The sequence below is a fragment of the Streptomyces sp. NPDC020898 genome (genome assembly GCF_044333925.1).
Lineage (GTDB): Bacteria > Actinomycetota > Actinomycetes > Streptomycetales > Streptomycetaceae > Streptomyces.
In genome coordinates this window covers 155,480-168,200 of sequence record NZ_JBIRRV010000005.1, presented here as the reverse complement: position 1 = coordinate 168,200, position 12,721 = coordinate 155,480, and the positions used below count along the sequence as shown (strand labels likewise).

13 protein-coding genes are annotated in these 12,721 nt (G+C 71.0%); 9 read left to right on the top strand and 4 right to left on the bottom strand.

Annotation, left to right across the window (positions count from 1 at the left end):
- Positions 1-24: 24 nt before the first annotated feature.
- Positions 25-975, bottom strand: coding sequence for a hypothetical protein (locus ACH4TV_RS18120; protein WP_398399126.1), 951 nt, complete (start codon positions 973-975; stop codon positions 25-27).
- A gap of 370 nt (positions 976-1,345) precedes the next feature.
- On the opposite strand from ACH4TV_RS18120, the gene ACH4TV_RS18115 reads away from it, so the two are divergent.
- From ACH4TV_RS18115 to ACH4TV_RS18085, 7 genes are all read left to right on the top strand, one after another.
- Positions 1,346-2,266, top strand: a complete 921-nt coding sequence (locus ACH4TV_RS18115; RefSeq protein WP_398399124.1) for a DMT family transporter — start codon at positions 1,346-1,348, stop codon at positions 2,264-2,266.
- The gene (locus ACH4TV_RS18110; protein WP_398399122.1) at positions 2,223-2,819 is read left to right on the top strand and encodes an NUDIX hydrolase; all 597 of its coding nucleotides are present in this window, start codon (positions 2,223-2,225) and stop codon (positions 2,817-2,819) included. The genes ACH4TV_RS18115 and ACH4TV_RS18110 overlap by 44 nt, the downstream gene beginning before the upstream one ends.
- A gap of 26 nt (positions 2,820-2,845) precedes the next feature.
- Positions 2,846-3,238 (top strand): YidH family protein, encoded by a 393-nt coding sequence (locus ACH4TV_RS18105; RefSeq protein ID WP_398399120.1) that lies wholly within the window; start codon positions 2,846-2,848, stop codon positions 3,236-3,238.
- On the top strand, positions 3,235-3,588 hold the full coding sequence (locus tag ACH4TV_RS18100) for a DUF202 domain-containing protein (protein WP_398399118.1): 354 nt from the start codon (positions 3,235-3,237) through the stop codon (positions 3,586-3,588). The genes ACH4TV_RS18105 and ACH4TV_RS18100 overlap by 4 nt, the downstream gene beginning before the upstream one ends.
- Before the next feature lie 200 nt (positions 3,589-3,788).
- Positions 3,789-4,091, top strand: a complete 303-nt coding sequence (locus ACH4TV_RS18095) for a hypothetical protein (RefSeq protein ID WP_398399116.1) — start codon at positions 3,789-3,791, stop codon at positions 4,089-4,091.
- A 161-nt stretch (positions 4,092-4,252) separates the two neighbouring features.
- Positions 4,253-5,332 (top strand): phosphotransferase family protein, encoded by a 1,080-nt coding sequence (locus tag ACH4TV_RS18090; protein WP_398399759.1) that lies wholly within the window; start codon positions 4,253-4,255, stop codon positions 5,330-5,332.
- Between the two features lie 6 nt (positions 5,333-5,338).
- Positions 5,339-6,553, top strand: coding sequence for an acyl-CoA dehydrogenase family protein (locus ACH4TV_RS18085; RefSeq protein WP_398399114.1), 1,215 nt, complete (start codon positions 5,339-5,341; stop codon positions 6,551-6,553).
- Positions 6,554-6,772: 219 nt separating this feature from the next.
- On the opposite strand, the gene ACH4TV_RS18080 is transcribed toward ACH4TV_RS18085, so the two are convergent.
- Genes ACH4TV_RS18080 through ACH4TV_RS18070 form a run of 3 tightly spaced genes read right to left on the bottom strand, consistent with a single transcriptional unit; the run spans position 6,773 to position 9,864 of the window.
- Positions 6,773-7,366, bottom strand: coding sequence for a TetR/AcrR family transcriptional regulator (locus tag ACH4TV_RS18080; RefSeq protein ID WP_398399112.1), 594 nt, complete (start codon positions 7,364-7,366; stop codon positions 6,773-6,775).
- A 51-nt stretch (positions 7,367-7,417) separates the two neighbouring features.
- Positions 7,418-9,103, bottom strand: coding sequence for a class I adenylate-forming enzyme family protein (locus ACH4TV_RS18075; protein WP_398399110.1), 1,686 nt, complete (start codon positions 9,101-9,103; stop codon positions 7,418-7,420).
- Positions 9,100-9,864, bottom strand: coding sequence for an SDR family oxidoreductase (locus tag ACH4TV_RS18070; protein WP_398399758.1), 765 nt, complete (start codon positions 9,862-9,864; stop codon positions 9,100-9,102). Before ACH4TV_RS18070 ends, ACH4TV_RS18075 begins: the two co-directional genes overlap by 4 nt.
- A 198-nt stretch (positions 9,865-10,062) precedes the next feature.
- Between ACH4TV_RS18070 and ACH4TV_RS18065 the strand changes: the two genes are divergently transcribed.
- Together ACH4TV_RS18065 and ACH4TV_RS18060 are read left to right on the top strand one after the other, a co-directional pair.
- Positions 10,063-11,304 carry an exo-beta-N-acetylmuramidase NamZ domain-containing protein gene (locus tag ACH4TV_RS18065; protein WP_398399108.1) on the top strand — a complete coding sequence of 414 codons (1,242 nt, stop codon included), beginning with the start codon at positions 10,063-10,065 and terminating at the stop codon, positions 11,302-11,304.
- A 90-nt stretch (positions 11,305-11,394) separates the two neighbouring features.
- Positions 11,395-12,714, top strand: coding sequence for a serine-threonine protein kinase (locus ACH4TV_RS18060; protein ID WP_398399106.1), 1,320 nt, complete (start codon positions 11,395-11,397; stop codon positions 12,712-12,714).
- The last annotated feature ends 7 nt before the right edge of the window (positions 12,715-12,721 follow it).

Genomic DNA, 12,721 nt, shown 5'->3' with positions numbered 1-12,721 from the left:
ACGGAGAATTTCGGTGGTCCGGTGTTACACCGTGCCGAGCGCGCTGTCGCGGGCGGCACGGAAGGCGGTGTGCGGGTCGCGGTCCGGGTAGGACCACGGGTCGGGGGTCGGATGCCGGCCGATCCGGTGGAACAGGGCGGCTGCCTCCGCGCCCCGGCCCTCGCAGAACTTGGCGTGGGCAAGGAAGTTGAGGTCGACCAGGCGGCGCGGATGGTCGTCGCGCTCCCACTCCAGCCACCAGTCGAAGGCGGCCTTCATCACCTGGCGGGCCCGGCGCCCGACCCAGTGTCCGGAGGAGGCCGGGTCGGCCGACTCCAGCCCGGCGGCCGCGAGGACGCGGTAGCGCTCGGCGTGCGCGACGACCGGCAGCATCGCCAACGGCGAGTCGGCCGGGGCCTGTTCGACGGCCCAGTTGGCGAAGTCGTACACCTCGTGCAGCGGATCCTGCCCGGCGGCACTGTGCCGCTCGGCGAGCCGGGCGACCATCAGATGGTGGGCGTGGTGGTGGTCCGGATAGCGGTGGCGGACCTCGTCGAAGAGCCGTACGACGGTCTCCTCGGCGCCCGTGTGCCGCTCCAGCAGGAGCTGTCCGAGCCAGGGCGTGGGGTCGGCGGGAGCACGTGTCGCCGCCACCTGACAGGCCTCGCGGGCCCGGGCCGGCTTGTCCTTGCCGGCGAGGGCCCGCTGGACGGTGGCGGCGGCGAGCAGGACGGAGGCGTCGGCGGACTCCGGTTCGGCCAGGAGCCAGTCGCGGGCCCACGCGGCGGTGCCGGACTCCAGGGCGAGGACGGTGACCCGGTGCCCCCGGCGGTCCCAGTCGTCGGCGGTGGTGGTGAGCAGTGTGCGGACCGCCTGCCAGCGTCCCTGGGCCAGCGCGGCGCGTGCGGCGACGAGCTCCGCGTCGTCGAGTGCGGCGTCGAATGCCTGGGCGGCGCGTCTTCGGCCCCGGCCCAGGGGTGGTGGAGGTGGAGACACCGCGGGGAACTTCCTCACACGACGCGGTCTGCTCATGGCCATCGACGGACTGCCACCGACCGATTGCCACCGCTTGATTGTCATCGGTTGATCGCGGACAGCAAACCCCCCACGAACGCTTCACGTCAAGGCCGATCGTCCGTGCGACACGTGTCAACTACTCACATGTATAGGACAGTTGACCTGTCGACCGACACGCACCGGTACGCCCCGCCATGCCCCGAAGATGACGTTACGTCGCGACCCGGCGACGGTACGGCACGGACGTGACCCACCCGACTCCACGGTTCCGTCACATCCCCGGGGCAGGACCGGGCGGGGGACGTTACAGTCGCCCTATACCACACCCCGAGGTACCGAGGTACGCAGCGTGTCCGTTCTGGTTCTGACTCTCGCCGTGAGCGCCGCGTGCTGCCTGGGCTTCGGATTCGTGCTCCAGCAGAACGTGGCCCGGCAGGCGCCCCTGAGCGACTTTCTCTCCCCGCGGCTGCTCCTGGACCTGGTGCGGGTGCCGCGCTGGCTCGGCGGCATCGCCCTGATGGTCGTGGGCATGGCGCTGGGCGCGATGGCGCTGAGCCAGGGCGAGGTGTCCCTCGTGGAACCCCTGCTCGCGACGAACCTGCTCTTCGCGCTCGCCCTCTCCCGCAGACAGACACGGCAGCCGCTGGGCCGCCAGGGCTGGGCCGGCCTCCTGCTCCTCGCCGGCGGGGTGACGGCGTTCATCGTGGCCGGCGAACCGCGCGGCGGCACGGCCCCCACGGACCCCTTCCGCCACTGGCTGATCATCGGCGTCATGCTGGGCCTCGCCCTGCTCCTCACGACGTACGCCAAGCGCTCCCGCCTCAGCTCGGGCCCGGTCCTGCTGGCCCTGGCCGCGGGCCTCCTCTACGGCGTCCAGGACGCCCTGACCAGAGTCAGCGGCCAGCGCTTCTCGGAGGGCGGCCTGACCCATCTGCTCACCGGCTGGCAGCCGTACGGCGTGCTCCTGCTCGGCCTCACCGGCCTGATCCTGGTCCAGAGCGCCTTCGAAACGGCTCCCCTGCGCATGTCCCTGCCCGCCCTCACCGCGGCCCAGCCCATGGCCGGCATCATCTGCGGCGTCGGCTTCCTCGGGGACCGGCTGCGCACCGACACCGGGGCGCTCGCGTGGGAGGCGGCGGGCCTCGCGGCGGTGGTCGTGGGCATCGTCCTCCTGGGCCTGCACCCGGCGATGCCGAGCGGCGGCGCGAAGGCGGCGATGGTCTTGGATGGCAGGCATGAGCACTCACTCCGGCCAGAGCACTCCCGCTGATCCCGCTGATCCCGCTGATCCCGCTGATCCCGCTGATCCCGCTGACGAGATCCTCGACATCGTCGACGAGAACGACGAGGTCGTCGGCCAGGCCCCGCGAGGTGAGGCGTACGCCCGCGGTCTGCGCCACCGCTGCGTCTTCATCCGGGCCAGGGACGCCGAGGGCCGGATCTTCGTCCACCGCCGCACCCCCACCAAGCTGGTCTTCCCCTCCCTGTACGACATGTTCGTCGGCGGAGTCGTGGGCGCCGGCGAGTCGTACGACAGCGCGGCCCTGAGGGAGGCCGAGGAGGAACTCGGCGTCACGGGCCTGCCCCGCCCCGAGCCCCTCTTCACGTTCCTCTACGACAACGGAGCCGGCCAGAGCTGGTGGTCGGCGGTGTACGAGGTCCGCTGCGAGCTGCCCGTCCACCCCCAGGTGGAGGAGGTCGCCTGGCACAGCTTCCTCACGGAGGACGAGGTGGAACGGCGGCTGGGCGAGTGGGAGTGGGTCCCGGACGGCCTGGCCGCGTACGAGCGTCTCAAGGCCCACCTGTCCCCTGACAGCCTGTAGGACCCGCAGCCCGTAAGGTCGTCCACGTGATCGATTTCATGCGGAACGTCCGCCTGTGGTTCGTCCCCCAGGAGATTGAGCAGGAGGGCCACACCCCGGACTACCGCTTCTCCCTGGCCAACGAACGCACCTTCCTGGCCTGGCTGCGTACCGCGCTCGCGCTGATCGGCGGCGGATTCGCCGTGGACCAGTTCCTGCCCGACCTGCAGTGGGCGTGGCGCGTGGGGCTGGCGCTCGGACTCCTCGCGGCGGGCGTGCTGTGCTCGCTGCGGGCCGTCAACCACTGGGTGCGGTGCGAGCGGGCGATGCGCCGGGGCGAGGACCTGCCGGTGTCCCGATTCCCGGCGCTGCTGAGTCTCGGCGTCGCCGTGGTCGCGGTCGCCATGGTGGTCGTCGTCCTCGTCCGGGGCGAAGGGTGAACGAGGGAACGGCGAGCGAGGGAAGGACGGGCGAGGCCGGAGTACGGGACCCCGGGCTGCAACCGGAGCGGACACGGCTGGCCTGGCGGCGTACGACGCTGTCGAGCACCGTCGCCGCCGTGCTCGCCGGGAAGACCGCGCTGCACGGCGGGCCCTCGGCGGGCGGGATCGTGGTCTGCGCGGTGTGCTGCCTGCTGTGGCTGTGCTTTCTCGCCGTGGCCCACCGGCGTATCCGGACGCTCAGCACAGCGGGCGACGACGGTCCACCGGCGCTCGCCGCCCGGCACGCCGCCGCCGCGACCCTGTGCGCGGTCGCCCTGGCGGCGTGCGGAGCCGCGCTCGTCCTCTGACCCCCCGGCCGGGGGCCTGGCGGAGGTAATGGCTTCCACACGCCCGGCCCTCGGGTTTCCCAAAGTTCGGCCCTCCGGGCTACCCGGACGCCACGCAAGGCGAATGGCCGGATATATATGGATTGCGTGACAGCCTGTCCGGCGTCACCACCCCCGCGCTTCCGCACTTCCGTACCGTCGAACGTCCGAAGGTGAGCACCATGACCACCCCCACCCTGCACCGCGAACACCCGACCCACGAGCACGTCCACGGCCCCGACTGCGGCCACACCGAGGTGCCGCACGGCGACCACGTCGACTACGCGCACGACGGTCATCTGCACCGCGCGCACAGCGGCCACTGGGACGAGTGCGAGCCCGGCGGACACGTCGCGCACGACGCCCACCACCACGCGCACGGAGACGGCTGCGGGCACCCCACGGTCCAGCACGGCGACCACATCGACTACCTCCACGACGGCCACCGTCACGCGGCGCACCAGGACCACTGGGACGATCACTGACGGTTTCCGGCCACGCGCATCTCTCCCCCGCCCTACCCTGCCGGCGTCTCCTCCCGCACACGGGAAGCGAGACGCCGGTCACTTTTCGTCCACCCACTGGACGACATACCGACCGGTCGGCATCATGAAGCACGTCCTGTTTCCCACGCGTAGGAGCAATGATGCCCCCGGACGACCTGCCAGGTCTCGATCTCGACCGGCTGCGCGCCCTGCTCGACAGCGAACGCCCCGGACTCGTGCACGGCCCCCTCACCGGCCGGCTGATCGAGGGCGGACGGTCGAACCTCACCTACGCGGTCACGGACGGCACCACCCGATGGGTCGTACGGCGGCCCCCGCTGGGCCACGTCCTGGCCACCGCGCACGACATGCGGCGCGAGCACCGGGTCATCAGCGCCCTGCATCCGACCGCCGTGCCGGTACCGCGTCCCGTGCTGCTGTGCGAGGACCCGGAGAACGGGGCGGCGCCCGGGGCGCCGTTCTACGTCATGGAGTTCGTGCCGGGCACGCCGTACCGTACAGCCGACCAGCTCGCCCCGCTCGGCCCGGCGCGCACCCGCGACATCGTCCTGTCGCTGGTGGACACACTGGTCGAACTGCACGCGGTGGACCCGGCCGAGGTGGGCCTCGCGGACTTCGGCCGGCCCGAGGGCTTCCTCGACCGGCAACTGCGGCGCTGGGGCAAGCAGTTGGACGCCTCCCGCAACCGCGACCTGGCGGGCATCGACGAGCTGCACGCGGCACTCGGTCGATCCCTGCCCCACTCCCCGGCCCCGTCGATCGTCCACGGTGACTACCGCTTGGACAACGTCCTGATCAAGCGCGAGGAGAGCGAAGGGGGCGAGGGCGGCGCGGACAGGATCACGGCGATCCTCGACTGGGAGATGTCGACGCTCGGCGACCCGCTCACCGACCTGGGCCTGCTGGTGATGTACAGCATGCCGCTGGGCATGCCCGACTCCCCCGTCTCCACGACCGCCGGCGCCCCCGGACACCCGGCCCCGGCCGAGCTGATCGAGCGGTACGCGGCGCGCTCGGGGCGGGACGTCTCGGACGTCGCCTGGTACACGGCGTTCGCCTGGTTCAAGCTCGCCGTGATCCTGGAGGGCATCCACTACCGCTACACGCTGGGCCAGACGGTCGGCGCGGGTTTCGACCGCATCGGCGACCTGGTCCCCGTATTCATCGAACACGGCCTGACCACACTTCACTCAGGTCTCCCAGGTCTCCAGGAAGGCTGATCCGTCATGGACTTCGCGTTCGACGCGCGCACCGAGGAGCTGCGCGCCAAGCTCCTCGCCTTCATGGACGAGTACGTCTATCCGGCCGAGCAGACCGCCCACGAGCAGCGCGAGCGGCTGGCCTCGCCGTGGGACACCCCGGCCGTGGTCGAGGAGTTGAAGGCCGAGGCGCGCAGCCAGGGCCTGTGGAACCTCTTCCTCCCCGACACCCGGCACGGCGCCGGCCTGACGAACCTCCAGTACGCCCCCCTCGCCGAAATCACCGGCCGTTCCCCGCAGTTGGCGCCCACGGCACTGAACTGCGCGGCGCCGGACACCGGCAACATGGAGGTGCTGGCGCAGTTCGGCGACGAGCAGCAGAAGAAGCAGTGGCTGGAGCCGCTCCTCGCGGGCGAGATCCGCTCGGCGTTCGCGATGACCGAGCCGGACGTGGCCTCGTCCGACGCGACGAACATCGAGACGCGGATCCGGCGGGACGGCGACGACTACGTCATCACGGGCCGCAAGTGGTACATCTCCGGGGCGATGAACCCCGACTGCCGGATCTTCATCGTGATGGGCAAGACCGACCCCGACGGCGCCGACATCCGCCGCCAGCAGTCGATGATCCTCGTCCCCCGGGACACCCCCGGCGTCACGGTCAAGCGGGCGATGCAGGTCTTCGGTTACGAGGACCACTCCCACGGCGGCCACGCCGAAGTGCTCTTCGACGAGGCACGGGTGCCCGCGGCGAACCTGATCGGCGAGGAGGGCAGCGGCTTCGCCATCGCGCAGGCCCGGCTGGGCCCCGGCCGCATCCACCACTGCATGCGGCTGATCGGCATGGCGGAACGAGCGATCGAGCTGATGTGCCGCCGGGCCGTCTCCCGGGAGGCCTTCGGCAAGGCGCTGGCCCAGCAGGGTGTGGTCCACAACTGGATCGCGGACGCGCGGGTAACGGTGGAGCAGCTGCGGCTGCTGGTGCTGAAGACGGCCTGGATGATGGACACCGTGGGCAACAAGGGGGCCCACGCGGAGATCCAGGCGATCAAGATCGCCACGCCGCGTGCGGTGGTCGACATCATCGACAAGGCGATTCAGCTGCACGGGGCGGGTGGGGTGAGCCAGGACTTCCCCCTGGCGGAGCTGTGGGCGAGCGCGCGGACGCTGAAGCTGGCGGACGGGCCGGACGAGGTCCACCAGCGGTCCCTGGCCCGACGCGAGCTGAAGAAGTACGCGTAAGGGTTTCGCCCCCGCCGCCCCTACCCGTTCCCATCCCTGGGGGCTGCCGCCCCCAGACCCCCGCTGTCGGCCCTGAACGGGCCTCGTCCTCAAACGCCGGACGGGCTGAACAACCAGCCCCTTGGGGGTCCCCCCTCTGGGGGAGTTTGAGGAGCGGGGGTTCGGGGGCAGCGCCCCCGAGGATGGGACGGGTAGGGGCGGCGGGGGCGAGGAAACCCCTTACGGCCGCAGCGCGCGCAGCAGCAGGTCCGCCAGCTGCTCCGCGACCTCCTTCGGGGTCATCGGGCCCTCCGGGCTGTACCAGGTCGACAGGTGGTGGACGGAGCCGAAGTGGTAGTCGACCACCAGGTCCGCCGGGGTCGCCCGGGAGAAGACGCCCGCCTCCTGGCCCTCCTCGATCAGCGCCCGGAAACGCTCGTGGTACCGGCGCCGTTCCGCACGTACCTGCTTGTTCTTCTCGGGGCTCAGATGGTGCATCGAACGGAAGAAGATCATCGCGTCGTCGAGGTTCTCGATGGTCGTGACGACGACATCGGCCGCCGCCCGTCTCAGCCGCTCCTCGACCGGCGCGTCCGCGTTCGCGAACGCGTCCAGCCGCTCCTGCTGAACACGCAGCACACGCGCGTACACCTCATGCAGCAGATCGTCCTTGGACCCGAAGTAGTGGTACAGCGCCCCCTTGGTGACGCCGGCCGACTCGACGATCTCCTGCACGGAGGTACGGTCGTACCCCTGTTCCGCGAAGAGCCGGGTGGCGGCGGCCAGCAGCCGCTGCGGGACGGGCGTACCGTCACCGTCCGTCGTCCTGGGCACTGCCGCCACCTGCCTTCCAAGCGTTCCATCGAGTAACTGCCGAACAGCTGTCTACTGAGAATCCCCGGGCCGGGTACGCAGTTCCCGACGGAGGATCTTTCCAGTCGCCGTCTTCGGCAGGTCGGGCAGGATCTCCACCTGCCGCGGGTATTTGTAGGCGGCCAGTCTCTCCTTGCAGTACGCGGCCAGCGCGTCCGGGTCCTCGTCGGCGCCCGGACGCAGGCTGATGTACGCCTTCACCGTCTCCCCGCGGTACCCGTCCGGCACCCCGACGACGGCGGCCTCGCGCACCGCCGGATGGGTGTACAGCACGTCCTCGACCTCACGCGGCCACACCTTGAAGCCGGACGCGTTGATCATGTCCTTCTTGCGGTCGACGACGTACAGCCAGCCCTCGGCGTCCATGAACCCGATGTCGCCGGTACGCAGTTCCCCGTCCGGGAAGGTCTCCGCGGTGGCCTCCGGGAGCCGCCAGTAGCCGGGAACGACCTGCGGACCCCGTACGAGGATCTCGCCCGGCTCCCCGAAGGGCACCTCCGCGCCCGCGTCGTCGACGATCCGTACGACGGTCTGGGGGCCCGGCACGCCCACGGCGAGGGTCCCGGAGACCGGGTCGACGGGGGCCTCCAGAGCGGGCGGTACGGAGGCACAGGGGGCGGTGCACTCGGTGAGGCCGTAGCCGTTGCGGATGTACGGACCGAAGCCGGCCCGGAACTTCTCCACGAGGGCGGGCGGCAGCGGGGCGCCGCCGGAGGAGATGTGCCGGAAGGAGGAGAAGTGGTCCGGGGTGACGTCCGGGTGCGCGGCCAGCGCCATGAAGGCCGTCGAGGGGCCGACCGTGTAGTGGGGGCGGTGCTCGGCGAACGCGTCCAGGACGACGCCCGGCTCGAAGCGGTAGGCGAGCACGAGTGTGCCCGCACTGTTCAGACACGCGCCGAGCTCACAGACCAGGCCGGTGATGTGGAACAGCGGCGCCATCGCGAAGTAGACCGGTGCCTCGGGCAGCCCGAGGCCCGTCCGCTGCCGTTCCGCGTTGTACATGATGTTGCCGTGGGTGTTGGTGGCCCCCTTGGGGGCGCCGCTGGTGCCCGAGGTGTAGCTGATCAGCGCGATGTCGGCGGGCCCGGGGTCACGGCCGGCGGGGGCCTTGTGTCCGTACCGGGCGACGGCCGTCAGGTCCTCGGCGTCCGGGGCCTGCGGCAGCCGCTCGAACCCGAGCACGCGCGCGTCACCGCGGGTCTGGAAGTCCAGTTCGCATCCCGTGAGCACGATCCGCACCGAAGAGTCCGCGGCCGTCTCCCTCAGGTACGACGCCCAGGCCCGGTCGGAGCAGATCAGCGCGGTCACCTCGCTGTCCCGCAGGACGTGGGTGACCTCCCCCGACTTGTACATCGGGTTGACGGGCACGACGGTCGCGCCCGCCTTCCAGGCCCCCAGCACGGCGAGCACGAAGTGCGGCGAGTTCTGCAGCAGGACGGCGACCCGGTCACCGCGCTCCAGCCCCCGGGTGACGAGATACCCGGCGACGGAGTCGCTCAGCTCGTCGACCTCACGGTGGCTGAGCCGCCCGTCGAAGTAGGCGAGGAGGGTACGGTCCGGGGCCTCTGCGGCGGTCCGGCGCATCGCGTGGACCAGGGAGTCGTCGGGGCTGATGGGCCCGCGCTGGGCGTCGTCGAGCAGGGCGAGCCAGGGCTGCGCGGCGTACTGGGAGCCGGAGCCGGAGCCGGAGTCGCTCATCGGGTGGCCTCCCACTTCTGCTGGATGTGGTTCATGTTCGTCAGCCAGCGTTCGGGGTCGGCGGCCCGCGCCCGGTAGTAGTCGGCGACCTCGGGGTGGGGCAGGATCAGGAACCGGTCCTCCGCGATCCCCTCGAACAGCGCCTCCACGACCGCCTCGGGCTCGATCGCGGTCGGCGCGAGCACCAGGTCACCCGCACTGCCGGTCCCGGCCAGCATGTCCGTGCGCACCCCCTGCGGGCAGATGGCGTGCACCTTGAGCCCACGGTGGCGGTACGTCAGTGACAGCCACTCCGCGAAGGCGTACGCACCGTGCTTGGTGACGCTGTAGGGGGCCGCGCCGATCATGGTGAGCAGCCCGGCAGCGGACACGGTGGACACGAAACGCCCGCTACCGCGCTCCAGCCACTCCGGAAGCAGCTCTTGGCTCGCCCGGACGTGCGCCATCACGTTCACGTCCCAGGCAAGCGCCCAGACCTTCTCCTCGGCCGCCTCGGACCCACCCGAGGGAAGCCCGGCGTTCGCACAGTAGATGTCCACGGTCCCCCCGAGGGCGGCACGGGCCTCGGCGACGATTCCGGAGGCGTCACCCGGAACCGCTGTCCCACCGATCTCGGAAGCGACGGCTTCGGCTCGCCCGGCATCCAGATCATTGACGACGACCCGGGCCCCTTCGGCCGCGAACCGACGGGCCAGGGCAGCCCCGATCCCGCCCCCCGCCCCAGTGACGACCACTCCGGCACCCTGCACGACACCCACGATCGGTCTCCTTTGACACGACACGGCTCCGACACCTGGACAGACTAACCAGTCGGTATGTAGCAAAGGAAGGGCGACTGGAGATACCTAGGGGCGCGGGGAACTGCGCGACAAGCCCCCACCGGCCCGCAGCTTCCAAACGACCCACACCACCCCCTACGGTGCCAATGCCAGCGGTACCGCCTACCGGAGGGAACCCCCATGCCCCTGTCCAGACGCGGCCTCCTCACCACAACCGCAGCAGCCGCATCCCTCCCCGCCTGCACAGCCGCAGCCCCCTCAAAACCCCGCCCAAAACAACTCCGCACCGGCTTCGAAAACCTCGCCGCCAAAAACTACGCCCCCCTCACCGGCAAGAAAGTCGGCCTCGTCACCAACCCCACCGGCATCACCAGGGACGTACGGCACATCGTCGACGTCATGCACGCGGACGACCGGGTGAATCTGACCGCCGTCTTCGGCCCCGAGCACGGCTTCCGTGGCACCGCGCAGGCCGGCGGCTCCGAGGGCCGTTACGACGACCCGGCGACCGGGTTGCCCGTCTACGACACGTATCTCAAGAGCGGCCGGCCGCTCGCCGACATCTTCACCGCCTCCGGCGTCGACACCGTCGTCTTCGACATCCAGGACGTGGGCGCGCGCTTCTACACGTACATCTGGACGCTGTACGACTGCATGGAGGCCGCCCAGCTCGCGGGCAAGCCCTTCCTCGTGCTGGACCGGCCGAACCCGGTGACCGGGCGCGCCGCCCAAGGGCCCGTACTGCACAAGGAGTTCGCGACGTTCGTCGGGCGGCAGCCGATCGCGCAGGCGCACGGGATGACGGTGGCGGAGCTGGCGCGGCTGTTCAACAAGGAGTTCCTGGCGGCGCCGGTGGAGCTGGACGCCGTGCTGATGTCGGGGTGGAAGCGGTCGGAGTTCTACGACGCGTCGGGGCTGCCCTGGGTGCCGCCGAGCCCGAACATGCCGACGCCCGACACCGCGCTGGTGTACTCGGGGACGTGTCTCTTCGAGGGGACGAACCTGTCGGAGGGGCGCGGTACGACGCGGCCGTTCGAGCTGCTCGGCGCCGAGGGGATCGACCGGCGGTGGGCTGTCGCGGCGGAGCAACTCGGGCTGCCCGGTGTGCACTTCAGGGAGGCGTACTTCGCGCCGACGTTCTCCAAGTTCCAGGGGAAGACCATCGGGGGCGTACAGATCCATGTGCACGACCGGGCGGCGTACGACCCGGTGCGCACCGGGGTCGCGTTGCTGGTGACCGCCAAGAAGGCCTGGAGCGGCTTCACTTGGCGCTCCGACAACTGGATCGACAAGCTGACCGGTTCCACGCTGGTGCGCACGATGATCGACGCGGGCGCCGATACCGACGAGGTCGTGGCGGGCTGGCAGGAGGAGTTGGCGGCGTTCCGGCGCGTACGTAAGGAGTACCTCGTCTACCGGTGAGCCACAGGGGCGCCGTGACGTCTGGCCAACTCCCGCTGTTGGCAGGACGATACGCCCCACATCGAGCCGCTCCGGGGGACGGGGATCGTCATGGCTGATCCGGAAATGAGTGTTTCTCCCTACTGGGAGCTGACCTTCGACGCCGACGGTGACGCCGACGGCCGGCGACGGGACCGGCTGCTCGCGGAGGTGAACCCCCTCCAGGTGCGTGACCTCATCGTCTTCGCCCACGGCTGGAACAACGACCGTTCCCTCGCGACCCGGCTCTACAGCCGGTTCTTCGCACCGATCCCCGCGCTCGCGCCCGCGACGGCCCGGATCGGCTATGTGGGCGTGGTGTGGCCGTCGATGCGCTTCACGGACGAGCCGATCCCCGACTTCGAGCACTCCCTGACCGCCGCCGCACCGGTGCCGGCCGGCCGGCCGGGGCTCGACAAGGGCACCCGGCACGCGCTCCTCAACGCCTTCCCGGGGCGGGCCACGGTCGTCGAGCAGATCGCCGGGTTGCTGGATCAACGGCCGGACGTCGACGCGGCGTTGGAGGAGTTCGGTCGGCTGGTGCGACTGCTCGTCGAGGTAGGGCCCGAGGAGCCGCAGTCGGGGTTCGCGGCGGACCTCCTCACGGACGGCGAGCCGGAGAGCGAGCCCGAGATGTTCTCCCGGTCGGCGGCGTCGGTGTGCGACGAGTTCGCCGAGGAGCTGGCCGACTGCGCGTCCCCGGGCGGTGGCGCCCGGTTCGCGCTGCCCAATCCGTGGGACGGTGCGCAGGAGTTGCTGCGGCAGGCGACGTACTACGCGATGAAGCGGCGGGCCGGAACCGTCGGTGAGCGCGGGCTCGGGGCGGTGCTCGGGCGGCTCGCCGAGGCGGCGCCCGGGGTGCGGGTGCATCTCGTCGGGCACAGTTTCGGCGCGCGGCTGGTGTCGTTCGCGTTGCGCGGGCTGCCGAAGGAGGTGCGCACGGTCAAGTCCGTGACGCTGCTCCAAGGGGCCTTCTCGCACTACGCGTTCGCGGCCGAGCTGCCGCACGACGCGCGGGCCGGGGGCGCGTTGCGGGGCCGGCAGAGCCGTATCGACGGTCCTCTGGTGTGCTGCTACTCCCGGCACGACGGAGCGCTCAGCAGGTTCTATCCGCTGGCCTCGCGGATGGCGGGCGACAGCCAGGGGGTCCTCGCGGCCGTGCTGGGCCCCAAGTGGGGTGCGATGGGCCACGACGGCGTCCAGGCTGTGCCGGGCACCGTCAAGCTGACGATCACCGACGCCGTCAAACCGGCGAAGCTGCCGGTGAGCGGGTGCGTGAACGTCGACGCGGCGGCGGTGGTCAGGCGCGGCGGGACCCCGGCGGGCGCCCACAGCGACATCTGTCACCGGGAGCTGGCACAGGTGGTGCTGACGGCGGGCCGTATCCGCTGACCCGCCG

Coding starts and splice junctions, on each gene's coding strand:
- ACH4TV_RS18110 (WP_398399122.1), top strand. CDS start 2,223: ATGGCAGGCATGAGCACTCACTCCGGCCAGAGCACTCCCGCTGATCCC.
- ACH4TV_RS18095 (WP_398399116.1), top strand. CDS start 3,789: ATGACCACCCCCACCCTGCACCGCGAACACCCGACCCACGAGCACGTC.
- ACH4TV_RS18090 (WP_398399759.1), top strand. CDS start 4,253: ATGCCCCCGGACGACCTGCCAGGTCTCGATCTCGACCGGCTGCGCGCC.
- ACH4TV_RS18085 (WP_398399114.1), top strand. CDS start 5,339: ATGGACTTCGCGTTCGACGCGCGCACCGAGGAGCTGCGCGCCAAGCTC.
- ACH4TV_RS18075 (WP_398399110.1), bottom strand. CDS start 9,103: ATGAGCGACTCCGGCTCCGGCTCCGGCTCCCAGTACGCCGCGCAGCCC.
- ACH4TV_RS18065 (WP_398399108.1), top strand. CDS start 10,063: ATGCCCCTGTCCAGACGCGGCCTCCTCACCACAACCGCAGCAGCCGCA.
- ACH4TV_RS18060 (WP_398399106.1), top strand. CDS start 11,395: ATGGCTGATCCGGAAATGAGTGTTTCTCCCTACTGGGAGCTGACCTTC.